The organism is Niveibacterium terrae, from assembly GCF_048213115.1.
GTDB classification, from domain to species: domain Bacteria; phylum Pseudomonadota; class Gammaproteobacteria; order Burkholderiales; family Rhodocyclaceae; genus Niveibacterium; species Niveibacterium terrae.
This window is the reverse complement of record NZ_CP172404.1, coordinates 645,692-668,393: the sequence shown is the minus strand read 5'-3', so window position 1 is coordinate 668,393 and position 22,702 is coordinate 645,692. Positions and strand designations below refer to the sequence as shown.

At 64.1% G+C, this 22,702-nt stretch carries 24 protein-coding genes; 16 read left to right on the top strand and 8 right to left on the bottom strand.

The window, feature by feature from the left end; all coding sequences use genetic code 11:
- Window positions 1-3: 3 nt before the first annotated feature.
- A complete protein-coding gene (locus ACHFB9_RS03230) occupies window positions 4-699 on the bottom strand; it encodes a transglutaminase-like cysteine peptidase (protein WP_417069541.1) in 696 nt (231 codons plus the stop codon).
- A 211-nt stretch (window positions 700-910) separates the two neighbouring features.
- On the opposite strand from ACHFB9_RS03230, the gene ACHFB9_RS03225 reads away from it, so the two are divergent.
- The 12 genes from ACHFB9_RS03225 to folE2 all read left to right on the top strand — a co-directional run bounded on the left by ACHFB9_RS03225 (window position 911) and on the right by folE2 (window position 13,387).
- Window positions 911-2,737 (top strand): TolC family outer membrane protein, encoded by a 1,827-nt coding sequence (locus ACHFB9_RS03225; RefSeq protein WP_417069540.1) that lies wholly within the window; start codon window positions 911-913, stop codon window positions 2,735-2,737.
- 172 nt (window positions 2,738-2,909) lie between these two features.
- On the top strand, window positions 2,910-3,542 hold the full coding sequence (locus tag ACHFB9_RS03220; RefSeq protein WP_417069539.1) for a hypothetical protein: 633 nt from the start codon (window positions 2,910-2,912) through the stop codon (window positions 3,540-3,542).
- Window positions 3,539-4,264, top strand: coding sequence for an ABC transporter ATP-binding protein (locus ACHFB9_RS03215; protein ID WP_417069538.1), 726 nt, complete (start codon window positions 3,539-3,541; stop codon window positions 4,262-4,264). The genes ACHFB9_RS03220 and ACHFB9_RS03215 overlap by 4 nt, the downstream gene beginning before the upstream one ends.
- On the top strand, window positions 4,251-5,468 hold the full coding sequence (locus tag ACHFB9_RS03210) for an ABC transporter permease (protein ID WP_417069537.1): 1,218 nt from the start codon (window positions 4,251-4,253) through the stop codon (window positions 5,466-5,468). The genes ACHFB9_RS03215 and ACHFB9_RS03210 overlap by 14 nt, the downstream gene beginning before the upstream one ends.
- A complete protein-coding gene (locus tag ACHFB9_RS03205) occupies window positions 5,461-6,204 on the top strand; it encodes an outer membrane lipoprotein-sorting protein (protein WP_417069536.1) in 744 nt (247 codons plus the stop codon). Before ACHFB9_RS03210 ends, ACHFB9_RS03205 begins: the two co-directional genes overlap by 8 nt.
- Window positions 6,205-6,206: 2 nt before the next feature.
- A complete protein-coding gene (locus tag ACHFB9_RS03200; protein ID WP_417069535.1) occupies window positions 6,207-7,406 on the top strand; it encodes a hypothetical protein in 1,200 nt (399 codons plus the stop codon).
- A 25-nt stretch (window positions 7,407-7,431) separates the two neighbouring features.
- Window positions 7,432-8,517 (top strand): sensor histidine kinase, encoded by a 1,086-nt coding sequence (locus ACHFB9_RS03195; RefSeq protein ID WP_417069534.1) that lies wholly within the window; start codon window positions 7,432-7,434, stop codon window positions 8,515-8,517.
- On the top strand, window positions 8,514-9,287 hold the full coding sequence (locus ACHFB9_RS03190) for a LytR/AlgR family response regulator transcription factor (RefSeq protein ID WP_417069533.1): 774 nt from the start codon (window positions 8,514-8,516) through the stop codon (window positions 9,285-9,287). Before ACHFB9_RS03195 ends, ACHFB9_RS03190 begins: the two co-directional genes overlap by 4 nt.
- Before the next feature lie 169 nt (window positions 9,288-9,456).
- Entirely contained in the window at window positions 9,457-9,693 is a 237-nt protein-coding gene (locus ACHFB9_RS03185) for an exodeoxyribonuclease VII small subunit (protein WP_417069532.1), read from the top strand.
- Window positions 9,690-10,583: a polyprenyl synthetase family protein gene (locus ACHFB9_RS03180; RefSeq protein WP_417069531.1), complete on the top strand. Its 894-nt coding sequence runs from the start codon at window positions 9,690-9,692 to the stop codon at window positions 10,581-10,583. Before ACHFB9_RS03185 ends, ACHFB9_RS03180 begins: the two co-directional genes overlap by 4 nt.
- A 28-nt stretch (window positions 10,584-10,611) precedes the next feature.
- Window positions 10,612-12,483, top strand: coding sequence for a 1-deoxy-D-xylulose-5-phosphate synthase (gene dxs / locus ACHFB9_RS03175; protein ID WP_417069530.1), 1,872 nt, complete (start codon window positions 10,612-10,614; stop codon window positions 12,481-12,483).
- Window positions 12,484-12,574: 91 nt separating this feature from the next.
- Window positions 12,575-13,387 (top strand): GTP cyclohydrolase FolE2, encoded by an 813-nt coding sequence (gene folE2 / locus ACHFB9_RS03170; protein WP_417069529.1) that lies wholly within the window; start codon window positions 12,575-12,577, stop codon window positions 13,385-13,387.
- A gap of 130 nt (window positions 13,388-13,517) precedes the next feature.
- On the opposite strand, the gene rpsI is transcribed toward folE2, so the two are convergent.
- Both rpsI and rplM read right to left on the bottom strand, forming a co-directional pair.
- Window positions 13,518-13,916 (bottom strand): 30S ribosomal protein S9, encoded by a 399-nt coding sequence (gene rpsI, locus ACHFB9_RS03165; RefSeq protein WP_417069528.1) that lies wholly within the window; start codon window positions 13,914-13,916, stop codon window positions 13,518-13,520.
- Between the two features lie 13 nt (window positions 13,917-13,929).
- Window positions 13,930-14,358 carry a 50S ribosomal protein L13 gene (rplM, locus tag ACHFB9_RS03160; protein ID WP_417069527.1) on the bottom strand — a complete coding sequence of 143 codons (429 nt, stop codon included), beginning with the start codon at window positions 14,356-14,358 and terminating at the stop codon, window positions 13,930-13,932.
- Window positions 14,359-14,749: 391 nt separating this feature from the next.
- Between rplM and ACHFB9_RS03155 the strand changes: the two genes are divergently transcribed.
- Window positions 14,750-15,166 carry an OsmC family protein gene (locus tag ACHFB9_RS03155; protein ID WP_417069526.1) on the top strand — a complete coding sequence of 139 codons (417 nt, stop codon included), beginning with the start codon at window positions 14,750-14,752 and terminating at the stop codon, window positions 15,164-15,166.
- 14 nt (window positions 15,167-15,180) lie between these two features.
- On the opposite strand, the gene coq7 is transcribed toward ACHFB9_RS03155, so the two are convergent.
- Window positions 15,181-15,801, bottom strand: coding sequence for a 2-polyprenyl-3-methyl-6-methoxy-1,4-benzoquinone monooxygenase (gene coq7, locus ACHFB9_RS03150; RefSeq protein ID WP_417071323.1), 621 nt, complete (start codon window positions 15,799-15,801; stop codon window positions 15,181-15,183).
- Window positions 15,791-16,345 (bottom strand): RNA pyrophosphohydrolase, encoded by a 555-nt coding sequence (locus ACHFB9_RS03145; protein ID WP_417069525.1) that lies wholly within the window; start codon window positions 16,343-16,345, stop codon window positions 15,791-15,793. The genes coq7 and ACHFB9_RS03145 overlap by 11 nt, the downstream gene beginning before the upstream one ends.
- A 114-nt stretch (window positions 16,346-16,459) precedes the next feature.
- Between ACHFB9_RS03145 and ACHFB9_RS03140 the strand changes: the two genes are divergently transcribed.
- Both ACHFB9_RS03140 and ACHFB9_RS03135 read left to right on the top strand, forming a co-directional pair.
- Entirely contained in the window at window positions 16,460-18,205 is a 1,746-nt protein-coding gene (locus ACHFB9_RS03140) for a proline--tRNA ligase (protein ID WP_417069524.1), read from the top strand.
- Window positions 18,202-18,834 (top strand): lytic transglycosylase domain-containing protein, encoded by a 633-nt coding sequence (locus ACHFB9_RS03135; protein WP_417069523.1) that lies wholly within the window; start codon window positions 18,202-18,204, stop codon window positions 18,832-18,834. Before ACHFB9_RS03140 ends, ACHFB9_RS03135 begins: the two co-directional genes overlap by 4 nt.
- A 13-nt stretch (window positions 18,835-18,847) precedes the next feature.
- On the opposite strand, the gene yjgA is transcribed toward ACHFB9_RS03135, so the two are convergent.
- Entirely contained in the window at window positions 18,848-19,399 is a 552-nt protein-coding gene (yjgA, locus tag ACHFB9_RS03130) for a ribosome biogenesis factor YjgA (protein ID WP_417069522.1), read from the bottom strand.
- Between the two features lie 83 nt (window positions 19,400-19,482).
- On the opposite strand from yjgA, the gene pmbA reads away from it, so the two are divergent.
- Window positions 19,483-20,826, top strand: coding sequence for a metalloprotease PmbA (pmbA, locus tag ACHFB9_RS03125; RefSeq protein ID WP_417069521.1), 1,344 nt, complete (start codon window positions 19,483-19,485; stop codon window positions 20,824-20,826).
- A 100-nt stretch (window positions 20,827-20,926) separates the two neighbouring features.
- On the opposite strand, the gene ACHFB9_RS03120 is transcribed toward pmbA, so the two are convergent.
- Window positions 20,927-21,166, bottom strand: coding sequence for a sulfurtransferase TusA family protein (locus ACHFB9_RS03120; protein WP_417069520.1), 240 nt, complete (start codon window positions 21,164-21,166; stop codon window positions 20,927-20,929).
- Between the two features lie 33 nt (window positions 21,167-21,199).
- Window positions 21,200-22,636, bottom strand: coding sequence for a M48 family metalloprotease (locus tag ACHFB9_RS03115; RefSeq protein WP_417069519.1), 1,437 nt, complete (start codon window positions 22,634-22,636; stop codon window positions 21,200-21,202).
- Window positions 22,637-22,702 lie beyond the last annotated feature (66 nt).

The window sequence follows — 22,702 nt, the reverse complement described above, 5'->3', positions numbered from 1 at the left end:
TTCTCAGGGCGAGTAGCCCTCGGCCTGCATACGCAGGAGCAACTCTTTCCAACGGGTGATGCGCTCGACCGGGGTCGTCGCGGCCCCGGCATACACACCATCGCCATTGAAGCTGAATACCGGGGCGAGATCCGTACGCTGGGTCGCCGGGCGAATCTCGCCGAGCAGATTATCAAGCACGAGAGGGACGGCCTGGGGCGTCGCAAAATAGCCCAGCACCATGTGCGCCTGGGTCACGCTGCTGTGCGGCCCGCCGATGCGCGCCCGCGCATAGATCAGTCTGAGCTTCGCGGTCGGCACACCCAGCTCGCGGAGCGAGAAGTACTTGGCGATCACATAGTCTTCGCAGTCGCCCAGCCCCCGGCCTAGCGATTCGACGGGCGTAGCCCAGTAGTCCGCCTGCTGCCAGACGACCGAATCCTCGGCGAAGCGGATCCGGCGATTGACGAAGTCATTGACCCGACGCAGCTGGTCCGCTTCGCTCTGCCCTCTGAGCGAGGAGAGCAGGGCGCGCCATTCGCGAACCGCGCCGGCCCCACCTGCGCCATAGCGCTGAGCAGCCACAGCCACCAGCGCGGCATCCTCGCCAACCGCCGCCCAGGCGAACAGGCACAGCAGAGCCCCCAGCAGCGCAAGACGGCGCAACAGGGTCGCGGCAATCGACGAAGGCGATGAGCGGGACAGCAGAGAGAAGAGCACGACAGAATTGCAACGGTGAGTGGAGACCGAGTCAAGCACTGAAGACAAGGAGGAAACGCAAACACAGGTTAAATCTCGCACAAAGAGCGACTTTCTTCCGATGTTATCGCGCCTAGCCTCCGTCAGGATTGAACAAACGGGATAATGGGGAGTCCGATCTCCCACGCTGAAAAACGCACTCTGAATACCCAAAAGGATGAGGAGTCCTGAATTGAAATTCGTTCTGTCTTCGCTGGTCTTCGCCTTGATCTTCAGCAGCGGCCCCTGCGCCGCAGCGACCCTGCCGGAAACCGTTGAGCAAGCCATCTTGCACAACCCCGAAGTGCTCGCACGCTACCACGCACTGCGCGCAGCCGAGGATGCCAAGGACGTCGCGCAAGGCGGCTGGATGCCCCAGGTCAATCTCCAGGGCTACGTCGGCCAGGAAAAACACGACTATCCGGTCACCAAGACGGGCTGGTACAACCATCCCGGCGCATCGGTTCAGCTGCGTCAGGTGCTGTTCGATGGCCTGGCCACTTACCACGACGTCAAGCGCGCCGGTTTCACGAAACTGACCCGCTACTATGAGTTGCTCGACACTTCGGACTCGACCGCACTGAGCGCGGTTCAGGCCTATCTCGACGTGCTGCGCTATCGCCACCTGGTCGAGCTCGCACGCGAGAACTGGGCCACCCACCGCGAAGTGTTCGGCCAGATCGAGGACCGCGTCAAGGCGGGAGTCGGCCGACGCGTCGACCTCGAACTGGCCGCCGGCCGCCTGGCTTTAGCCCAGTCGAACTGGCTCACTGAGACGTCGAACCTACACGACGTGACCCAGCGCTACTACCGCATCGTCGGCAAGCTCCCGGGCGACAGCCTGTCTGACGCTCCGGCGGTCAGCGCCGATCTGCCGCGCGATACGAATCCGTTGCCGTCCGCAATCGCAGCCAGCCCGGCTTTCCGCGCCGCGGTCGCGAACATGCGCGCGGCGCGCGCCGAGAAGGGCCAGAACCGCGCCGCCAACATGCCCACGCTGGAACTGCAGCTCGCTCGCAACTACGAGCGCAACCTGGATGGCGCGACAGGCAGCTACAACTCGACCGAAGCCAAAGTCGTGCTCAACTACAACCTGTTCCGCGGCGGCGCGGATCGGGCCAGGGTGAGGCAGAGCTCCGAGCTCTTCTACGCAGCCCAGGCGCAGAGGGACAAAGTCTGCCGCGACGTCGCCCAGACCACCGCGATCGCGTTGAACGATGCCCGGGCTCTGCGCGAACAGAGCACTTTCCTCGACCAGCACTCGCTCTCGACCCAGAAGGCGCGCGACGCCTACCGGCAACAGTTCGATATCGGCCAACGCACGCTGCTCGACTTGCTCGACACCGAGAACGAACTGTTCGAGGCGCGCCGCTCCCAGACCCGGACGGACTATGACCGGCAGCTCGCCGATTACCGCGTCCTGGCCGCCGCGCACCAGATCCTGCCGGCGCTCAAGCTCGCCCCCATTGCGAAGCAGGCACCCGATGAAGATGGCCAGGAGACTCCCACCGAAGACGCGACCGTCAACTGCGCCGGCGAGATTTACCTCGCGCCGGCCCTCGATACCGCGGCGGCGATGGCCGGGCGCCCTCCGATCACCGACCGCCTGGCGGAGGCGGCGAAGAAGCCGGCGCTCAGCGCCAAACTCTCTTCCGATGCGCTGTTCGACTTTGGCAGCGACAAGCTCAGGGACGGCAACATCTCCGCGCTGAACAAGTTCATCACCCGGATGGCCTCCTATTCGCTCGAAGAGGTGATCGTAACCGGCCATACCGATCCAATCGGTTCGGAGAGCAGCAATCAGCCGCTCTCCGAACGCCGCGCCGCAGCAGTCCGCGACTACCTGCAGATGCACGGAGTCCCGGCCGACAAGGTCCGTGTCGTCGGCAAAGGAAGCAGCGAACCTGTCGCGAAGTGCGACGAGATCGTCCCAAGGAACCGCGACAACCCCAAGCTGCGCGAGTGCCTCGCGCCCAACCGCCGAGTCGTCATCGACCTGATCGGCACTCCCAAGCGCTGATCGCCGCAACTCAAGCCAAAGCCCGCCCCTACCCGGCGGGCTTTTTTTGTCCCCGCTTCATTCGCGCCTCCCAGGAACCACTCGCGCCCGGCTTCGTCGTTTCGTCTCAGCGTTGCTGCCTGCCGAGACCGGCCCACCTAAATTGAAGGCTCTTCTTCCTTCAGGACAAGACATGAAAACCGCCCTCCTCCTGCTCGCTCTGGCACTGTCACTGGCTCCGGCTGCACAGGCAATCGATACGACAGCCTTTCAGTCCGCTTTCGGCATCTTGCAAAAAGCCCGTTCAGGAGATTCGGCCGCAGCCGACGCCTCGGTCGCGGCTTTTGAGCAACTGCTGCGCCAGGACCCGGGCAACCCTCTGCTGCACGCCTATCTCGGATCCTCGGCAACCCTGCAAGGCAGTCACGCGCTGCTGCCCTGGAACAAGATGAAATACACCGAGGATGGCCTCGCCGAGATCGACAAGGCCCTGCGCCTTCTCGGCCCCCAACACGATCAGCAAAACCTGCGCGGCGTGCCGATCTCGCTCGAAACCCGGTTGGTCGCCGCCAGCACCTTCCTGGCGTTGCCCGGCCTGTTCAAGCGCAGCACGGTCGGCCATCAGCAGCTGCAGGCTCTGCTTACCCACCCCGAGCTGGCGACAAGTCCCGAAGGCTTTCGCAGATCCGTAGTCGATCTGGCTCTGAAGACTGCACGCCGCGAGCAGTTGCCCACCGCCCGCATCACTGCGATCGGGCTGTTGGCTTCGGGAAGTGAAACCGAACGCCGGGCCGCGCAAACCCAGCTCAAGGAGATCTGGCAATGAGGCCCTCCGTCGTCCACCTCAACGGCATCAGCAAGAGCTACAGGATGGGCGAAGTGGGCGTTCGCGCCCTCTCCGACGCCAGTCTGAGCGTCTCGCCTGGCGAGATGCTGGCCCTGACCGGTCCGTCAGGCAGCGGCAAGAGCACTCTGCTCAATATCGCCGGTCTGATCGACTGCGCCGACTCCGGACGCTATCTGCTCGAAGGCAGGGAGGTCGGCGCGCTCGACGAACACGAACGTGCCCTGCTGCGCCGCGTCGCGATCGGCTTCATCTTTCAGGGTTTCAACCTGGTGCCGGTGATGAGCGTCGCCGACAACGTCGACTACCCGCTCTTCCTCTCGGGTGTGCCGACGGCCGAGCGCCGGAAACGGGTCGGCGAAATGCTGGCCAAGGTGGGACTCTCGGAACAGGCGGCGCGCCGCCCCGACGCCCTCTCCGGCGGGCAAAGGCAGAGGGTCGCCGTCGCGCGTGCCTTGATCAAGACACCTCGCCTGGTCATCGCCGACGAGCCGACGGCCAATCTGGACTCGCAGACCGCGAATCAGGTGATCTCGCTAATCCGCGAGCTCTGTCACGAAGAAGGCGCGGCCTGCCTGGTCGCCACTCACGACAGCCGGATGAGCGATCGCTGCGACCGCGTCCTCGCGATGCGCGACGGCTGCCTTCTCGAAACGGTCCCGCCCGCCCAAACCCTCCAAGGAGAAGCTCATGAAGTGGCTTAAATTCGCCTTTCTGAATGCGCTGCGCAACCGCCGCCGCTCGGCGGTCACCTTGAGCATTGCGGCGCTGGGCACCGCGGCCATCCTGCTGGCCGCCGGATTCGCCGAGTTCACCTATCAGGGACTCGCCGAATCCGCGGCACGCGATGCCGGCCACCTGGTCGTGGCGCGGAGCGAACACTTCCTGCGCGAGGAGGACACGCCACTTCAGTACGGTATCGGGAACTACCCGGAACTGCGCGAACGCCTGCTTGCCGACAGCGAGGTGCGCTATTTACTCCCCCGGATCAGCTTTTCAGGTCTGGTTTCAAACGGCGACAAATCCGTGATCATGATGGGCACGGGGATCGATCCGGACAGCGAGTTCCTCGTCAAAGGGCCGTTTCTGACGATCAAGAGCGGACAGCTCCTGGACTCCCGACACCAAGGGGTTCCGCAGGTCCTGCTCGGCGATACTCTGGCGAAAACGCTCAACGTCCATCCAGGTTCAGGGCTGACGCTGCTGACCTCGACCACCGAGGGCGCGCTCAATGCGGTGGACGTCGAAGTGCGCGGCACCTTCTCGACCGGCGTACCCGACTACGACAAACGGGCCATCTATACGGATCTGCCGACCGCGCAGCAGCTTCTCGTGACGCAGAACATCAGCCAGCTTGGCGTCTATCTCTCCGACATGAAGCAGGCCGACTCCGCCCGGGCACGGATAGAGAAGACGGCAGGGAAAGGCTTCACGGCCCAGACCTGGCGCGACCAGGCGTTCTATTACGAGTCGGTTCGCAGCCTCTATAACCGGATCTTCGGCGCCCTCGGCGGCATCATCGCGATGATCGTCCTCTTCGTCGTCGCCAACGCGATGAGCATGGCCATCGTCGAGCGCACCCGTGAAATCGGCACCTTGCGCGCGCTTGGCACCCTCCCGGCGCAGCTGATCCGCTCCTTCGCGATGGAGGGCGCAGTTCTCGGCGGCGCGGGAGCCTGCGCCGGAGCCCTGCTCGCGCTGGCGATCTCAATCGCGCTGCTCTTCGCCGACCTCAAGATGCCCCCTCCGCCGGGACACAGCGTTGGCTACCCGCTCGCGGTCGCGATCAACCCGCTGATCTATCTGTTGGTCGTGGCCGGAATCACCGCGCTCGCGACCTTGTGTGCAGCGCTGGTCAGCCGCCACAGCGCGCGCAAACCCATCGTGGAGGCTCTGGCTCATGTTTAAGAAAGCCCTTTTCGCAACGCTTTTCGCCGCTCTGTTGCTCCCTTCAGCCCAAGCCGACGAGAAGGTCCAGGCACTGCTGAAGAAGGCCGATGCCTATCGCCTCTCCGATACCGCGATGCAGGTGGAAACCCAGATCGTCATCAACAAGCACGGCCACCCCAGCAAGGATCGCCGCTATCTCGTGCTGTTGCGCGAGAGCCGGCAGTCCCTGGTGCTGATGCGCTCGCCGGCCGAGAAAGGGCAGAAGGTGCTGATGCTCGGCGATGACTTCTGGCTGATCATGCCCAGCAGCCAGCGTCCGATGCGCATCACCCCGACGCAAAAGCTGCTGGGCGACGCATCGACCGGCGACATCGCAACGATGACCTGGGCCGGGGACTACGACGGGAAGATCGTCGGCGACGAGGCCTGCGACGAAGGCGGCAAGCTGCGCTGCACCCATCTGTCGCTGAACGCTCAGCGCAAAGGTGTCACCTACGCGCGCATCGAACTGTGGCTGGCCGCCGGCAGCGCCGAACCCGTGCGCTCTGATCTCTTCGTGCAGTCGGACAAGCTCGCCAAGCGGGCGCGCTTCGTACTGGAAAAGATCGACGGTCGCCGTCAGGTCAAGGAGATGGTTCTGCAGGACCAGATCGAGAAGAGCCGCGAGACTGTCGTGCACTACCTCGAACGCAAACCCAGGCGCGCACCGGACGAATGGTTTAATCCGATGTTCCTGACCCGGGCCGAGCTCTGAGCATGGAAAAGCGATCCGCTCATCGGCGTGCGGCCCTGCTGCTGAGCCTGGCCCTAACCGCTCTCCCCTGCCTCGCCGGGGACGGCGACGGATCCGGCTCGGTGCGGCTGCTGGCCGAATCGGCAAGCAGCAACCACAGCGGCGTTCTCGCTCCTGCCAATGCGCAACTGCAGGCGGGCAGCGAGACGCTCGAAGAAGAGCTTTCGCTCAAGGGGCGAAAAGGCCAATTTCAGGCTCAGGCAACGATCACCCATGCTCGCAGCTCGCCCGGCGAAGAGCAGACCCGGGGTCTGATCAACGAACTGAACTGGTCAGGCAAGACGGAGGACTGGCATTTCACGGTCGGCAAGAAGATCGTTAGCTGGGATGTCGGCCAGGGCTTCCGCCCTCTCGATGTCATCCAGCAGGAGAACCGCCGCACCCTCTACGGTTCAACGCTCGAAGGCGTGCGCGTCGCGATGGCCGAGCGCTATAGCGGCGATTCGGCCTGGTCTCTGGTGCTCGCGAATCCTCTGAAAAGCGCCGGGGCCGCTGGCCCCGAAGAGTCGGCCGTCGCGCTCCGCTACTTCCTGCGCCGCGGGAGCTCCGACGCCCACGCCGTCGCCCGCTGGGGACGGCGCACCGGCGCGCAGGCGGGACTCGCGATCGCCAGCGTGATCACGGATTCGCTGGAGATCCACGCCTCGGCGCTCCGCGCCGAAAAGCTGGATCGCTATGTCGAAGAAGGAGGGCTCTATGCGCAGAAGACCACGGAGGGCGGATGGCAAAGCCTTCTCGGCACGAGCTGGACTTCGGAGAATCAGCTCTCACTGATGGCCGAGTATTGGCATGACAGTCGTGCGCCGAGCCGGCAGGAATGGAAAAACTGGCGCAACCGGATCGAAAGTCTCCCCACAAATTTGCCTGCCGACGCGCATATCGGCCAGCTCGCGAACAGCGCAACGACTCTGGCCAGCACCAACCTGCAGCGAGACAACGTCCTGCTCCGTGCCGCCTGGACCGACACCCGCTGGTCGCCCGCGCTCGACATGCTCTATATGCCTGCCGATCATGGTCGCATCACGACGATTTCGCTCGCCTGGCAGGGGGACGAGCTCAGCGTCGAAGGAGGCTGGCGACGCTATGCTGGCCCGGGTTCGGCCATCGCGGATAATCTTCCGGACAAGAGCAAAGCCTACCTCTGGATCAAGTACCCTTTCTAGTGCGCACACAGATCGGCCCGAATCGATGAACTCCGCCGCACCCGCCTATTACGACACGACCCGCCCCGTTTGGCGCACCGCACTGCGGGAACTGCCGGCCGTGCTGGCCATCAACACGCTGGTCGGGTTCTTCTGCGCCGCCTACCTGCCCGCCTGGGAGCGAATCGGCGAGATCATGATCACCAGTCACTGCATAGGGCTGGGCATCAGTTCCGCGATCCTCGCGCTGCGCGTCGCCTGCACCCGGCTGTGCGTTCGCGGAAACATCACGATTGCGGTTCTGGCCCTGATCGGCATCCCCTCCGGTTTCCTGCTGGGCGGCACCGTCTCCAGCCTGTTCAAGGCGAACCATTCCCTGCTGCTTCTGGGAGAGGTTTCCTTGCCCGCCCAACTCAGGAGTCTGGGCTTCTCGATCCTCGGAGGAACCCTGGGCATTCTCTACTTCTTTCGCAAAGCCCAGCTGATCGAGGCCCGCCAGCGGGAGGAGCTGGCCAAACGGGCCGTTCTTGAAGCCCAGCTGCGCAGCCTGCAAGCCCAGATCGAGCCCCATTTCCTGTTCAACACGCTGGCCAATCTCGATGCGCTGATCGGCCTCGACCCCAAACAGGCCCGCGTCCTGCTCGGCCACCTCAACCGTTTCCTGCGCAATTCGCTGACCCACGCCCGCAGCACGCAGTGCACGCTCGGCGAGGAGTGCGAGCAATTGCGCGCCTATCTGTCGATCATGGAGATCCGGCTGCCTGACCGCTTCAGCGCCTCCGTGCTCTGCCCCCCGGAATACGCCGAGCTTCCGTTTGCTCCGATGCTGCTGCAGCCTCTGGTCGAGAACGCGATCAAACACGGCATCGAACCCTCGGCCAGCGGCGGCAACATCACGGTCGCCGTCCGCAGCGAAGGGCAGACGCTGACGATAGACGTCAGCGACAACGGGGTGGGCCTGGACAAAGCCCCATTCAACGAAACGAGCACGGGTACGGGACTGGCCAATGTCCGCGAACGCCTCGCAATGCTCTATGGAGACGAAACCAGCCTGGAGTTGCGCGCAAGAGAGCCCTCCGGGACGGCCGCCCAGCTGCGCATCCCGTTCGCCGCACTGGAGGACAAGGCATGAAAGCCGTGCATTACCTGATCGCCGAGGACGAACCGCTGCTCGCCCGCGCTCTGGCAGCCCATCTCGCAGAGCTCTGGGCCGAGGCCCAATGCGTCGGCGTCGCCGCCAACGGGGCGGAAGCGCTGACCCTGATCGATCGCCTCCAACCCGATGTCGTGTTCCTCGATGTCCGGATGCCGGTGTGCGACGGCCTGCAGACGGCGCGCGAACTCTGCGAGCGCGCGCGACCACCACTGATCGTGTTCGTCACCGCTTACGACGAATACGCGCTACCGGCCTTCGATACCGCGGCGATCGACTACCTGCTCAAACCGGTTGAACCTGAGCGCCTCGCCCGTTGCATCTCCCGTCTCAAGCAAAGGCTCTCGGCCCCCGAACCGGCTCCTGCGCTCGACGCGCTCGCCCTTGCCCTGAAAGGCTTGCTCGAAAAGCCTGAAGTCACGGAGCCTCTGCGCTTCATCCGCATCGGCGTCGGCAATTCGGTCAGGATGATCCCGGTCGAACAGGTTCTGTATTTTGAGGCCTGCGACAAATACGTCACCGTCGCGACGGCCAGCAGCGACGGCCTGATCCGCACGTCGCTGCGCGAGCTGATGGCGGCTCTGGATCCCCGGCAGTTCTGGCAGATCCATCGCGGCACCCTCGTCAACGTCGCTGGCATCAGCCACGCGGAGCAGGACGAGGCCGGTCGCACCCACCTGAAGCTCAAGGGTCGAGCCGAAAAACTTCCCGTCAGCCGTCAGTTCGCCCATCTGTTCCGGCAGATGTGATTGCTTTCTCCGGAAGCGGGCTGCGCGCTCCCTTTTCTTCAAACCAGCAGGACTGGGCAACCCGAAAGGGGGCGGTAAAGTACAATTGCGGCAATTCATCAAGAAGCCCCGCCGGTTCCTCCTCGATAAGAACCTGCCCGGCTCGCTTCAGACCGCCGACCGTATCCCGATGACCAAGACCAGCCACGAACCCAAGTCCTTCGAGTCCGCAGTATCCGAGCTTGAAGCCATAGTCGGAGCGATGGAGTCTCCCGAACAGCCTCTGGAGCAGGCGCTCTCCCAGTACGAGCGCGGCATCCGCCTGCTCCAGTACTGCGAGAAGACGCTGGAGGGGGCCGAGCAGAAGCTGCGCGTGCTCGAAGGCGAGCAGCTGACGGCCTTCGCGGACGAGGAGGCCGGGCGATGAGCGGGCAGAGTCTTCCCGAATGGATGAGCGGGCATCAGAAGCACTTCGAGACAGTTCTGGAAGCGCTGCTGCCTGCGCGCCACTCGATTCCCGTGCGCCTGCACGAAGCGATGCGCTATGCGGCGCTGGGCGGCGGCAAGCGGGTGCGCCCGCTGCTGGTCCAGGCGGCCGGCGAACTCGCCCGGGCCCCGGCGAAAGCGCTCGATTCAGCCGCCGCGGCCGTCGAACTGATCCACGCCTATTCGCTGGTCCATGACGACATGCCCTGCATGGACAACGATGTGCTGCGCCGCGGCAAACCAACCGTACACGTCGAATTCGACGAAGCGACGGCTCTGTTGGTCGGCGATGCGCTGCAAACCCAGGCCTTCCAGGTCCTGGCTGCCCCCGGCCTGATCGCCGATCCGGCACGCCAGCTCCGGATGCTGGACGTTCTGGCCCGCGCCTCCGGTTCGCACGGGATGGCGGGAGGTCAGGCGATCGATCTCGCCGCGGTCGGGCACAGCCTCTCGCGCGAAGAACTCGAGTTCATGCATATCCTGAAGACCGGAGCGCTGATCCGCGCGTCGGTTCAGCTCGGATCCCTCGCCGGAACAATGGACGAAACTGGCCTCGCTGCGCTGGACCGCTTCGCGAAAACGGTGGGCCTTCTCTTCCAGGTCGTCGACGACATCCTCGACGCCGAGTCCGACACGGCGACCCTGGGCAAGACTGCAGGCAAGGACGCCGAGCACGACAAACCGACCTATGTCAGCCTGCTCGGCCTGCCCGATGCCAAACGCCTGGCCGCAGAACTGCACGACCAGGCCCTCGCCGCGCTGGCAGGCTTCGGCGGCAGCGCCGCCCGCCTCGTCCAGCTGACCGATTTCATCGTTGAGCGCTCGTTCTGAGCCTCCCGAAGAAAGCTTTCCAGACAAAATGAGCACCTATCCCCTGCTCGAACGGATCGAAAATCCGGCCGACCTGCGCAACCTCGATCGCAAGGAGCTCAAGCCCCTCGCCGACGAACTGAGAACTTTCCTGATCGATTCGGTCGCGAAGACCGGCGGACACCTGTCCTCGAACCTGGGCACGGTGGAGCTTTCGATCGCGCTGCACTATGCGTTCAACACGCCCGACGACCGCATCGTCTGGGACGTCGGTCACCAGACCTACTGCCACAAGATCCTGACCGGGCGACGCGAGGCGATGGCCAGTCTGCGCCAGCACCACGGAATCTCCGGTTTCCCGCGCCGCTGCGAGAGCGAATACGACACTTTCGGCACCGCGCACTCCTCTACTTCGATCTCGGCGGCGCTGGGCATGGCCCAGGCCGCGCAGATCAAGGGCGAAGCGCGCAAGACGGTCGCAGTGATCGGCGATGGTGCGATGAGCGCGGGCATGGCTTTCGAAGCGCTGAACAACGCCGGAGTCGCCGAATGCGACATCCTGGTGATCCTCAACGACAACGAGATGTCGATCTCGCCACCCGTCGGCGCGCTGAACAAGCATCTGTCGCAGCTGCTCTCGGGCCGCACCTTCAACGGTGCCCGGGCGATCGGCAAACGCTTCCTCGAAAAACTGCCTTCACCGGTCTTCGAGTTCGCGCGTCGCACCGAGGAACACGTCAAGGGCATGATGATGCCCGGCACGCTGTTCGAAGAATTCGGCTTCACCTATTACGGCCCGATCAACGGCCACGACCTGAACGCTCTGGTGCCGATGCTGGAGAACCTGCGCAAGCTCAAGGGCCCGCATTTCCTCCATGTGATCACGCGCAAGGGCCAGGGCTACAAGCTCGCCGAAGCCGATCCGACCCTCTATCACGGAGTCGCGAAGTTCGACCAGAAGGCCGGGATCCCGGCCGAGCCTGCACGCAAGGCGAGCTTCACCCAGGTCTTCAGCGACTGGGTCTGCGACATGGCGGCCAAGGATCAACGGCTGATCGCGATCACTCCGGCGATGCGCGAAGGCTCGGGCCTCGTCCGCTTTGAGCAGGAATACCCGGATCGCTATTTCGATGTCGGCATCGCCGAGCAGCACGCGCTGACGGTCGCCGCCGGGATGGCCTGCGAAGGGATGAAACCGGTCGTCGCGATCTATTCGACTTTCCTGCAGCGCGCCTACGATCAGCTGATCCACGACGTCGCGCTGCAGAAGCTGCCGGTGCTGCTGGCGATCGACCGAGGCGGTCTGGTCGGCGCCGACGGCGCGACCCACAACGGCGCCTTCGATCTCAGCTACCTCGCCTGCGTGCCGAACATCGTGATCATGGCCCCTTCCGACGAGGAAGAGTGCCGCCGCTTGCTCAGCACGGGCTTCCTGCACGATGGCCCATCGGCGGTCCGCTATCCGCGCGGCGCGGGCACGGGGATCTTCCCGTCCGCATCGCTGGAGCCGCTGACTATCGGCAAGGGCCTGATCCGCCGGCAAGGCCGGCGCATCGCGCTGCTCGCCTTCGGCTCCTTGCTCTCGACCGCGCTCGAAGCCGCGGACGAGATCGATGCCAGCGTTGCCGACATGCGCTTCATCAAACCGCTGGATCGCGAACTGATCCGGACTCTGGCTGCGGAACACGAGCTTCTGGTGACGCTGGAAGAGAACTCGGTGATCGGCGGCGCCGGATCCGAAGTCGCCCGCGCGCTCGAAGAGGACGGAATCCTGATCCCGCTGCTGAGGCTGGGGCTTCCCGACCACTTCATCGACCACGGCGAACGCGGCCTGCTGCTCGACGAGGCCGGCCTCACCCGCGCCCGGATCCTCGAGCGCATCCGCGCCAGGCTCGACGCTATCGCGCCAATAGCCGAGTAACTTACTCAGGAAATGTTAGGATGCGGCTTATCGCATCTGCGCATTCTGCGGCCTGGCCGCAAAGGCGCCCAAGAATGAAAGAGGAATCGCCATGACTACCCACGTCGACGCACCGATGCCTGACGTGCAGGGCAGCGAGGATCGCCGCCAGCTTGCCATCAACAAGGTCGGAATCAAGTCCATCCGCCATCCGGTCAAGGTTGCCGACCGCAGCGGAGGGGTCCAGCACACCGTCGCGACCTTCAGCATGTATGTCGGGCTGCCCCACAACTTCAAGGGCACCCACATGTCGCGCTTCGTCGAGATCCTGAACCACAGGGACAGGGACATCTCGGTCGAATCCTTCGAGCCGATGCTGCGCGAAATGGTCAAGCGGCTGGAAGCCGAGACCGGCCACATCGAGATGTCCTTCCCCTACTTCATCCGCAAGACCGCTCCGGTCTCGGGCGTCGAGAGCCTGATGGACTATGAGGTCACGTTCATCGGCGAAGTCCTGCCCAGCGGCAAGTCCGAGTTCACGATGAAGGTCGTCGTGCCGGTCACCAGCCTGTGCCCCTGCTCGAAAAAGATCTCGGACTACGGCGCTCACAACCAGCGCTCCCACGTCACCGTGACCGCCAAGACAAAGGGTTTGGTCTGGATCGAGGAGCTGGTCGAACTGGTCGAAAAGCAGGCTTCGTGCGAGCTCTTCGCGCTGCTCAAGCGCCCCGACGAGAAGTGGGTCACCGAACGCGCCTACGACAACCCGAAGTTCGTCGAGGACATGGTCCGTGACGTCGCCGGCAGTCTCAATGCCGAGCCGAGGATCATCGCCTATACGGCCGAATCGGAGAACTTCGAGTCCATCCACAATCACAGCGCCTACGCGGTCATTGAACGCGACAAGCGAACCGATCCGGTCTGATCGAGCGTCTATCCAAGAAAAAACCGCCGATTGGCGGTTTTTTTGTGCCCGTATTCAACCCATTGGATCGCTCGGGCGCGCAAATGCAAACAGCCCGCCGAGGCGGGCTGTTCGAAGATCGCAAAGCGAATTAACGCTTCGAGAACTGCTTGCGACGACGAGCGCCGTGCAGACCGACCTTCTTACGTTCGACTTCACGAGCGTCGCGAGTCACGAGGCCAGCCTTCTTCAGGACAGACTTCAGATCTGCGTCGTAGTCGATCAGCGCACGGGTGATGCCGTGACGGACAGCGCCGGCCTGGCCGGACTCACCGCCGCCATCGACGTTCACCTGGATGTCGAACTTGCCGATGTTCTCGGTCAGTTCGAGCGGCTGGCGAACGATCATGCGGCCGGTTTCGCGCGAGAAGAACACGTCGACCGGCTTGCCGTTCACGACGATGTTTCCCGTGCCCGGCTTGATGAACACACGCGCCACGGCGGTCTTGCGACGTCCCGTGCCGTAGTTGTGGTTGTTAACGATAGCCATTCAGAGCTCCGGATCAGATTTCGAGGGCTTTGGGAAGCTGGGCGCTGTGCGGATGCTGAGCACCTGCGTAGCACTTGAGCTTCTTCAGCATCGCATAGCCGAGCGGGCCCTTCGGCAGCATGCCCTTGACCGCATTGGTCAGAGCACGGTCCGGGAAGCGCTGCTGCAGCTTCTGGAAATTGGTTTCGTAGATGCCACCCGGGTAACCGGAGTGACGGTAGTACTTCTTGTTCAGGGCCTTGTCACCCGTCACACGCAGCTTCTCGACGTTCACCACAACGATGAAGTCGCCGGTATCGACGTGGGGAGTGTAAATAGGCTTGTGCTTGCCGCGGAGACGGCGCGCGATTTCGGAGGCGAGACGGCCAAGAACCTTGTCGGTCGCGTCTACCACGTACCAATCACGCGTAACTTCGTGCGGCTTGGCAGAAAACGTCCTCATAAGCGTGTCCTTCGTGATTCTCGGACCTTAAGGTTAGGCCCAAATACGGAAACCGCTGATGATACAGAAGCGGCCCGGGAAAAGTCAAACCCCTCGTTCGCAAAAACGGAGGCAAGGCAAAAAAAAACGCAGCTCGGTGAGCTGCGCCAAATCCACACCAAAGGAGGAGGGTGGAGGAGACAATCCTGGATTGCCTTCGGCGCTGGTGCTGCCGAATCAATCGCGTCGGAAAGGATTATCGTGAAAGCGACAGTGGCACGCAAGATTTAAACGACATTTTGGCTTAGAACTTGCTAATCGCAAGATAAGCCCCGTTTATGCGGACACAAACCCCTTCCCGGCTGCGAGCGGGACGCTAGAATCCAGGCTCCACCTCGCAGGGAAGAACAGCATGGAATGCAGCGTCAAATGGGTCGATGGGGTCAGTTTTCTCGCCAGCACCGGAAGCGGCCATTTCCTGACCATGGAAGGAGCCCCGACGGACGGGGGCCAGAACCGCGGTCCGCGGCCGATGGAGCTGATCCTCGTCGGCGCGGGCGGCTGCGCCTCCTTTGACGTTGTGCTGATTCTGCAGCGCGGACGTCAAGCCATCACCGGCTGCGAGGCAAAACTCGTCGCCGAGCGCGCCGAGACCGACCCCAAGGTGTTCACGAAGATCCACTACCACTTCGTCGTCACCGGAAAGAATCTGAAGCCCGAAGCGGTCGAGCGGGCGATCCGCCTGTCGGCCGAGAAATACTGTTCGGCCTCGATCATGCTCGGCAAGACGGCCGAGATCACCCACGACTTCGAAATCGTCGAGGCCTGACTCCGGGCGGCCGCCTAGATCCGGGAGGCGGTCCCCGTCATCACTTTCGCGGCGAACTTCATCGCCAGCTTGACGGGAGCTGGCAGCTCGGCCGCACCCAGGCTCTGCGCACGATCGGCATGCCCAGCCTCATCGAGCGCCATCTGCTCGAGGATCGCACGCGAACGCCCGTCCCCTTCGGGCAGGCGTTCGAGATGGCCAGCCAGATGCACCCCGACCTGACGCTCGGTCTCGGCCAGAAAGCCCAGACTCACGCGGTCCCCGATGCGCCCGGCCACAAGGCCTATCCCCAGAGCGCCGGCATACCAGAGCGGATTGAGCAGACTCTTGCGACCGCCGACTTCCGCGAGCCTCTGCTCGGTCCACGCCAGATGCTCGGTCTCCTGCTCCCCGGCTTCGCGCAACGAAACGGTGATCGCCGGATCGCGCGAGGTCAGCGCCTGCCCCTGATAGAGCGCCTGGGCGCAGACTTCGCCGACATGGTCGACCCGGATCAGGCTGGCCACCTGTCGCTTGCCCCGCTCGTCGAACACAGCCTCGGGCAAGTCGCAGCCGGGGCGCGGACGTCGGCTCTTCGCCGGCGCGAACACGGTTCGCAAGGCACGATCGAATTCGACGATCAGTTCATCGAGCAAGAGAATCTCCCTGAGCATCGCCCTGCCCTTGCGGCTCGCTAGCATACGAGTCGGGCCGGGTCGTGACTCGCCCGCGGAACAGCGTGCCGGAGAGTTCATTGAGCGCCGACCGATATACCTGGCGCTTGAACTCGATCACGGCATCGAGCGGAACCCAGTAGTCGGTCCAGCGCCAGCCGTCGAACTCCGGCTTGCTGGTCGAGCGCAAGCAAATGTCGCTGTCGCGGCCGGTCAGCCGCAACAGAAACCAGATCTGTTTCTGCCCGCGATAGGTGCTGCGCCATTCGCGCTTCACCCAGTGGCGGGGAACGTCGTACCGCAGCCAACTGCGCGTGCGAGCGAGGATCTTCACATGTTCCGGCAGCAAGCCCACTTCCTCGTGGAGCTCGCGCAGCATCGCAGCTTCCGGCGACTCACCGTGCTTGATGCCGCCCTGCGGAAACTGCCAGGAATGTTCGCGGATGCGTTTTCCCCAGAAGACCTCGTTACGCGCGTTGACCAGGATGATGCCGACGTTGGGGCGATAGCCGTCCCGGTCGAGCATGAGTGCCACCTGATTAAGACTTGAATTGAAGTGAATTCTTCCACATGCCGAGATCGAAGGAAAGCGGCTCGCCCTGCGCTAAAATAACGGATTGACCCAATTTAGTGATTCGACATGCGAGCCCGCCAGTTCTTCATCACGACCCTCAAGGAAGCCCCTGCCGACGCCGAGATCATCAGCCATAAACTGATGATGCGCGCCGGCCTGATCCGCAAGCTCTCCGCGGGGATCTACAACTACATGCCGATGGGCCTGCGGGTGATCCGCAAGGTCGAGGCGATCATCCGCGAGGAGATGAACCGCGCCGGCGCCGTCGAACTGACGATGCCGCTGGTCCAGCCCGCCGAGCTGTGGCAGGAAACCGGCCGCTGGGACAAGATGGGTCCCGAGATGCTCAGGATCAAGGACCGGCACGAGCGCGAGTTCGCGCTCCAGCCGACATCCGAAGAAGTCATCACCGACATCGCCCGCCAGGAACTGAAGAGCTACCGGGCCCTGCCCAAGAACCTCTACCAGATCCAGACCAAGTTCCGTGACGAGCGCCGCCCCCGCTTCGGCGTGATGCGCGGCCGCGAATTCATCATGAAGGACGCCTACTCCTTCGACCGCGACGTCGAGGCGGCGGGCAAGAGCTACGAAACGATGTATGCGGCCTATCGCAAGATCTTCGACCGTCTGGGCCTCACCTACCGGGCCGTCGCGGCCGACACCGGCGCGATCGGCGGCGATCGTTCGCACGAATTCCAGGTCATCGCCGAGACCGGCGAGGACGCGATCGTCTATTGCCCCAACTCGGACTACGCGGCCAACATCGAGCTGGCCGAAGCGCTGCCGCTACTCAGTGAGCGCGCGGCACCCGCTGAGGCGCTGAAGAGAGTCGCGACTCCGGGCAAGACCACCTGCGCCGATGTCGCCGCACTGCTTGGCACCGACACGACGCACACGGTCAAGTCGCTGGTGCTGGCGACTGATGAAACCGACGAGAACGGGGCCATCGTCAAGAGCACGGTCTGGCTGCTGCTGGTGCGCGGCGACCACGAACTCAACGAAGTGAAGGCCGGCAAGATCGAAGGTCTGAAGAACGGTTTCCGCTTCGCGTCCGAAGCCGAGATCGTCGAGCACTTCGGTTGCAAGCCCGGCTTCCTCGGTCCGATCGCCCTCGCGAAGCCGGTCAGGATCGTCGCCGATCGCACCGTCGCCAAGATGAGCGATTTCATCACCGGCGCCAATGAAGCCGACTTCCACATCGCCGGCGTCAACTGGGGGCGCGACCTGCCCGAACCCGACTTCGTCGCTGACATCCGGAATGTCGTCGAAGGCGACGCATCGCCGGACGGCAAGGGGACGCTGGCGATCCAGCGCGGCATCGAAGTCGGCCATGTGTTCTATCTCGGCACCAAGTACTCGAAGGCGATGAACGCGACCTTCCTCGACGAGGACGGCAAGCCCAAGCACTTCGAGATGGGCTGTTACGGCATCGGCGTGACCCGCATCCTCGGCGCCGCGATCGAGCAGAGCCACGACGCGCGCGGCATCATCTGGCCGGAATCCATCGCCCCCTTCACGGTCGCGATCTGCCCGATCGGCTATGACCGCGCCGAGGAAGTCAGAAACGCAGCCGATGCGCTGTACACAGAACTCCTGGCGGCCGGCGTCGACGTGATCCTCGACGACCGCGGCGAGCGCCCCGGCGCGATGTTCGCAGACTGGGAACTGATCGGCGTGCCGCACCGCGTCGTGCTGTCTGACCGCGGCTTGAAGGAAGGCCTGGCCGAGTACCAGGGCCGCAGCGACGAGGCGGCAAGCAAGATCGCCGTCGCGGAGCTCGCCGCCTTCGTCATCAGCAAGTTCGAACGATGAACCGGCTCGTCCCCCTCCTCTTGAGCCTTGTCGCCCTGGCCCTGCCAGGGCTGGCTCTGGCCGGCGCCCAGCGGCAGGAAGCTCTGGCCGCCAGCGTCCAGGCGGCGTTGCACGGCGCGGTCAGCGACAGCGCCGCGCCCGAGCCGATCTTCCCCAGCCCGACGGAGAAGGCGCGCTGGCTCGGCGAGATGTCCCAGCGCCTGATCAAGCGCTTTCCCGCGCCCCAGGAGCGGATCGATTTTCTGAAGACGGTCTATTACGAAGCCCAGCGCGCGGGGCTGGACCCCCAGCTGGTGCTGGGTCTGATCCAGGTCGAGAGCGGCTTCAAGAAATACGCGGTTTCAGGCGCCGGCGCACGCGGTTACATGCAGGTGATGCCGTTCTGGGTGCGCCAGATCGGCTCGCCGGATCAGAACCTGTTCCACATCCGGACCAATCTGCGCTTCGGCTGCACGATCCTGCGCCACTACCTGAACATCGAGCACGGCGACCTCTACCGCGCCCTGGGCCGCTACAACGGCAGCCTGGGCCGGCCCGAGTACCCGAACATGGTTCGGGCCGCCTGGGAAAAGCAGTGGTCCTTCTCGCCGATCAAACTTGCGCAGCAGGGAGAGACGGCCCGCAACTGAGGACCGTCGGGCTTCAGACTTCCTCTTCGAAGCCAGAAACCTCACCGCCGTCTTCCGCAACCGTCTGCGACAGCGCGCGCAGTTCCTTGAACAGTTCCCGATAGGCGCGCGGAGCTTTCTGAGCCTCGCGCTCCTTCAGCGCACTGCGCTTCAAGGCACGCAGGTGCTGAAGGTCGGCGCCGGGGAACTCGGTCGCGATCTCGCCGAACACCGCATCGTCTTCGAGCAGCCGTTCGCGCAAGCGCTCGAGCCGGTGCTGGCGAGCGACTTCGCTGCGCGACACTCCGTTCAGAACGTCGAGCGCCTCCTGAATCGGTTCGACATCCTCGCTACGCATCAGCTTGCCGACAAACTGGAGGTGGCGCCTCTGCGCCTCGTGCTTGCCGACGCGGTGAAATTCCTCGACCGCTTCGCGCAGCCTCTCGGACATCGGGACCTTAGCCAGGCGCTCCAGCGACAGCGCGCACAAAGCCTTGCCGACGTCCTGCAGCGCGTCCATCTCGCGCTTGATCTGGGACTTGCTCGGACGTTCTTCGATCTCGTGATCGACTTCTTTTTGGGTCATCAGGGAATCTCTTTTTGGTGTGGGGCCGGCACGGCCGCCATGAAACCGTAAAATTATAGCTTTCCGCCCCGGAGTACCCCGACATGAGCGCCGACAAAGGCTTCAGCTTCACCCAGGAACAACTGCGCGAAATCGCTCGGGACACGCTGCGCTACGCCCGCGAAGGCGGAGCGACGGCCGCCGACGTCGATGTCTCGGAAGGCTGGGGCCACTCGGTCACGGTGCGGCAGGGCGAAATCGAAACGCTCGAATACAACCGCGACAAAGGTCTTTCGGTCTCGGTCTATGTCGGCCACAAAAGCGGGCATGCGAGCAGCGCGGACTTCTCGGCCAAGGCGCTGCGCGACGCGGTCAGCGCCGCGCTGGCGATCGCGCGCTTCACCGCCGAAGATCCGTTCTCGGGCCTGCCCGACGCCGAGTGCCTCGCGAAGGACGCGCGCGACCTCGACCTCTTTCACCCCTGGGACACCAGCGTCGAGCGGTCGATAGAGCTGGCGCGCCGCTGCGAAGCAGCCGGCCTTGCGGTGAGCGAGGATATCAGCAACTCCGAAGGCGCGTCAGTCTCGACCCAGCAATCCCAGTTCGTCAGCGCGAACAGTCTGGACTTCTGCGAAGGCTATGCGACGAGCCGCCACTCGCTGGGCTGCTCGCTGATCGCCGGTCGGGATGACGCGATGCAGCGCGACGACTGGTGGGTCAGCCAGCGCGATGCGCAGCGCTTGCCGACTCCGGAATCGGTCGGCGAGATCGCGGCGAAGCGTGCGATTGCCCGACTCGGCTCCCGCCGCCTGCCCACCTGCGAAGCTCCTGTGCTCTTCGAAGCGCCACTCGCGGCCGGTCTGCTGGGGCATTTCGTCCAGGCCGCCAGCGGTGGCTCGCTGTATCGGCGCTCATCCTTCCTGCTCGGCCAGCTCGGCCAGCAGGTGTTCTCCCCGGCAGTCACGATCAGCGAAGACCCCTTCATTCCCGGAGGGCTCGCCAGCTGCTGGTTCGACGACGAAGGCGTCGCAACGCGAGCGCGCGAAGTCGTCACGAACGGCGTGCTCAACGGCTGGTTCCTCGGCAGCTATTCGGCGCGCAAGCTGGGCCTGACGACCACCGGCAACGCCGGCGGTTGCCACAACTTGATCCTGAAACCGGGCAGCGAAAATTTCGCAGAGCTGATCCGCAGAATGGGCCGGGGCCTCGTCGTCACCGAGCTGCTGGGCCAGGGCGTCAATCTGGTGACGGGCGACTACTCGCGTGGAGCGGCCGGTTTCTGGGTCGAGGACGGAGAGATCGCCTATCCGGTGCAGGAGATCACGATCGCCGGGAATCTTTCCGGGATGTTCCGCGGGATCCAGGCCTGTGGCTCCGACGTCGAGGTGCGCGGCTCCAAACTGACCGGATCGGTGCTGATCGACTCGATGACGATTGCCGGCAAGTGAGCCGGGGCCCGCTTGCGCTCCTTGCGGCGAAATCGCACGGGGCGCGGCGGGTCAGCCTAAACCGTTATTTCCGCCGAACGCTGCGGATCAGATCTCCGCGTTATTTCCTGCGAACAACGAACTCGTACTCCTGACCGGAGACCTCGGCCTTCGTCGCCTGCGCAACCAGCTCGTGGCCGGTCTGCTTGCAGAAAGCCTGAAAATCGCGCACCGACCCGGTGTCGGTCGCGATCACGCGAAGAGTCTGGCCTTCCTCCATCTCGGACAGCGCTTTCTTGGCCCTGAGAATGGGCAGCGGGCAGCTCAGACCCCGCACGTCGAGTTCGCGATCGATCTTCATTCGTCTTCCTTTGCTGTGATGGCGTGATGCGGCTCAGCGGCGAGAATCACGCTGCTGCTCGCGACGCATCTGCCTGAGTTCGGCCAGGCGCGCTTCGGCGGCCGTCTTCTCGAAGTAGTCGCCGTCCCCCGCCCTCAGACCCAGCTGAAGCTGTTCCGCGGCGGCGCCCAGACTCCCCTGCAGGTAATAGACCTCGGCCTGGGCCCTGTGTTGGGCGAGCCGCAAACCCCGGGCCGCGGCGGCGCGCGCGATCAGCGTATAGGCCCGGTCGTCGGTCGGGTAGAGGCGAGCCGCCTCGCTCGCCAGACGGGAAGCCTCGGCGGGCTGGCCCGCGGCAATCAACGCATCGCTCTCGGCATAGCGCAGCGCGCGGCTGCCCGGATAGCGGAACAGCGAAGAGCGCAAGGTCGCAGCCGCGGCGGTCGGCTCATTGGTGGCACGCTGGATGTCGGCCCCCAGCAGATCGATCATCGGGCTCGTCAACGGCAGCCGCTTCAGGGCGTCGAAGTCGCGGCGCGCTTCGCCGACCTCTTTCAGGCGCAGATGCGCTCTGGCCCGGGCATACCAGTGGGCGGCGGCGGCCAGAGGCCGCTGCGCCGGTTCGCCCGAAAACCGGGCAAGCACATCCTGGGGCACGCCTTCGAGCGCCTCGATTTTCGCGCGGACGAGCACGAAATCGACCGAATCGAGAACCTGATGGTAGGGCGTCTGCTGGACCCGGTTGGCCATGTCGCTGATTCGCTCGCTGGTCATCGGGTGAGTGCGCAGGTACTTGTAGACCGGGTTATCGAAGAGACGTGAGGAGCGGTCGAGCTTTTCGAAAAAACTGACCATGGCTCGCGTATCGAAGCCGGCCGCCCCCAGCATCTGCAGCCCGATACGGTCGGCTTCGCGTTCGTAGTCGCGCGAGTAGCCGAGCTGCAGCGCCGAGATTCCGGCCTGCCCTCCGAAGATCGCAGCCTGGGCCGCGTCGCCGCTGGAGCGGGCGGCAAGGATCGCGAGCAGCACCGACGCGATCATCATCGTCGTCATGCTGCTCTGCTGGGCAATCATCCGCGCCTGATGGCGCTGCTGAACGTGTGAGATCTCGTGCGCCATCACCGACGCGAGCTCGCTCTCGCTCTCGGCGGCGAGAAAAAGACCGGTGTTGAAGACCAGCACGCCGCCCAGCATCGAGGCGGCATTGATCGCCTTGTCCTGCAGGACGAAGAAATGGAAGCTCTGGCTGGGGCTCTGGCTCGCGGCGACCAGCCGGGAACCGATCCGGTCGAGGTAGTCTTCGATCTCAGGATCGTTCAAATAGCTCGGCTCTTCGAAACGGATCGAGCGTTCGATCGACAGGCCGATCTGACGCTCCATCTGCGGCGAGATGTCCGCCTGGGCCGAATCCCCCAGATCCGGAAGGCCATCGGCCAGCGCCCGCATCGAGAAGCAGCACAGCAACAGCAGCGAAAGCAGTCTTCGTTTCATCCGGGTATGATACCCGCGAGGCCGGCCCGGGCAGCGACAGCTTTTTTGCAACCGTCGGTAAGCCTG

What these genes read in the sequence shown, in the direction of transcription:
- rpsI (WP_417069528.1), bottom strand. Translation starts at nt 13,916, where the DNA reads ATGGCTATCGTTAACAACCACAACTACGGCACGGGACGTCGCAAGACC.
- ACHFB9_RS03185 (WP_417069532.1), top strand. Translation starts at nt 9,457, where the DNA reads ATGACCAAGACCAGCCACGAACCCAAGTCCTTCGAGTCCGCAGTATCC.
- ACHFB9_RS03195 (WP_417069534.1), top strand. Translation starts at nt 7,432, where the DNA reads ATGAACTCCGCCGCACCCGCCTATTACGACACGACCCGCCCCGTTTGG.
- ACHFB9_RS03115 (WP_417069519.1), bottom strand. Translation starts at nt 22,636, where the DNA reads ATGAAACGAAGACTGCTTTCGCTGCTGTTGCTGTGCTGCTTCTCGATG.
- ACHFB9_RS03145 (WP_417069525.1), bottom strand. Translation starts at nt 16,345, where the DNA reads ATGCTCGACCGGGACGGCTATCGCCCCAACGTCGGCATCATCCTGGTC.
- rplM (WP_417069527.1), bottom strand. Translation starts at nt 14,358, where the DNA reads ATGAGGACGTTTTCTGCCAAGCCGCACGAAGTTACGCGTGATTGGTAC.
- dxs (WP_417069530.1), top strand. Translation starts at nt 10,612, where the DNA reads ATGAGCACCTATCCCCTGCTCGAACGGATCGAAAATCCGGCCGACCTG.
- ACHFB9_RS03200 (WP_417069535.1), top strand. Translation starts at nt 6,207, where the DNA reads ATGGAAAAGCGATCCGCTCATCGGCGTGCGGCCCTGCTGCTGAGCCTG.
- ACHFB9_RS03205 (WP_417069536.1), top strand. Translation starts at nt 5,461, where the DNA reads ATGTTTAAGAAAGCCCTTTTCGCAACGCTTTTCGCCGCTCTGTTGCTC.
- ACHFB9_RS03190 (WP_417069533.1), top strand. Translation starts at nt 8,514, where the DNA reads ATGAAAGCCGTGCATTACCTGATCGCCGAGGACGAACCGCTGCTCGCC.
- ACHFB9_RS03155 (WP_417069526.1), top strand. Translation starts at nt 14,750, where the DNA reads ATGGAATGCAGCGTCAAATGGGTCGATGGGGTCAGTTTTCTCGCCAGC.
- ACHFB9_RS03120 (WP_417069520.1), bottom strand. Translation starts at nt 21,166, where the DNA reads ATGAAGATCGATCGCGAACTCGACGTGCGGGGTCTGAGCTGCCCGCTG.
- yjgA (WP_417069522.1), bottom strand. Translation starts at nt 19,399, where the DNA reads ATGACCCAAAAAGAAGTCGATCACGAGATCGAAGAACGTCCGAGCAAG.
- ACHFB9_RS03220 (WP_417069539.1), top strand. Translation starts at nt 2,910, where the DNA reads ATGAAAACCGCCCTCCTCCTGCTCGCTCTGGCACTGTCACTGGCTCCG.
- ACHFB9_RS03180 (WP_417069531.1), top strand. Translation starts at nt 9,690, where the DNA reads ATGAGCGGGCAGAGTCTTCCCGAATGGATGAGCGGGCATCAGAAGCAC.
- ACHFB9_RS03140 (WP_417069524.1), top strand. Translation starts at nt 16,460, where the DNA reads ATGCGAGCCCGCCAGTTCTTCATCACGACCCTCAAGGAAGCCCCTGCC.
- ACHFB9_RS03210 (WP_417069537.1), top strand. Translation starts at nt 4,251, where the DNA reads ATGAAGTGGCTTAAATTCGCCTTTCTGAATGCGCTGCGCAACCGCCGC.
- ACHFB9_RS03135 (WP_417069523.1), top strand. Translation starts at nt 18,202, where the DNA reads ATGAACCGGCTCGTCCCCCTCCTCTTGAGCCTTGTCGCCCTGGCCCTG.
- ACHFB9_RS03215 (WP_417069538.1), top strand. Translation starts at nt 3,539, where the DNA reads ATGAGGCCCTCCGTCGTCCACCTCAACGGCATCAGCAAGAGCTACAGG.
- pmbA (WP_417069521.1), top strand. Translation starts at nt 19,483, where the DNA reads ATGAGCGCCGACAAAGGCTTCAGCTTCACCCAGGAACAACTGCGCGAA.
- folE2 (WP_417069529.1), top strand. Translation starts at nt 12,575, where the DNA reads ATGACTACCCACGTCGACGCACCGATGCCTGACGTGCAGGGCAGCGAG.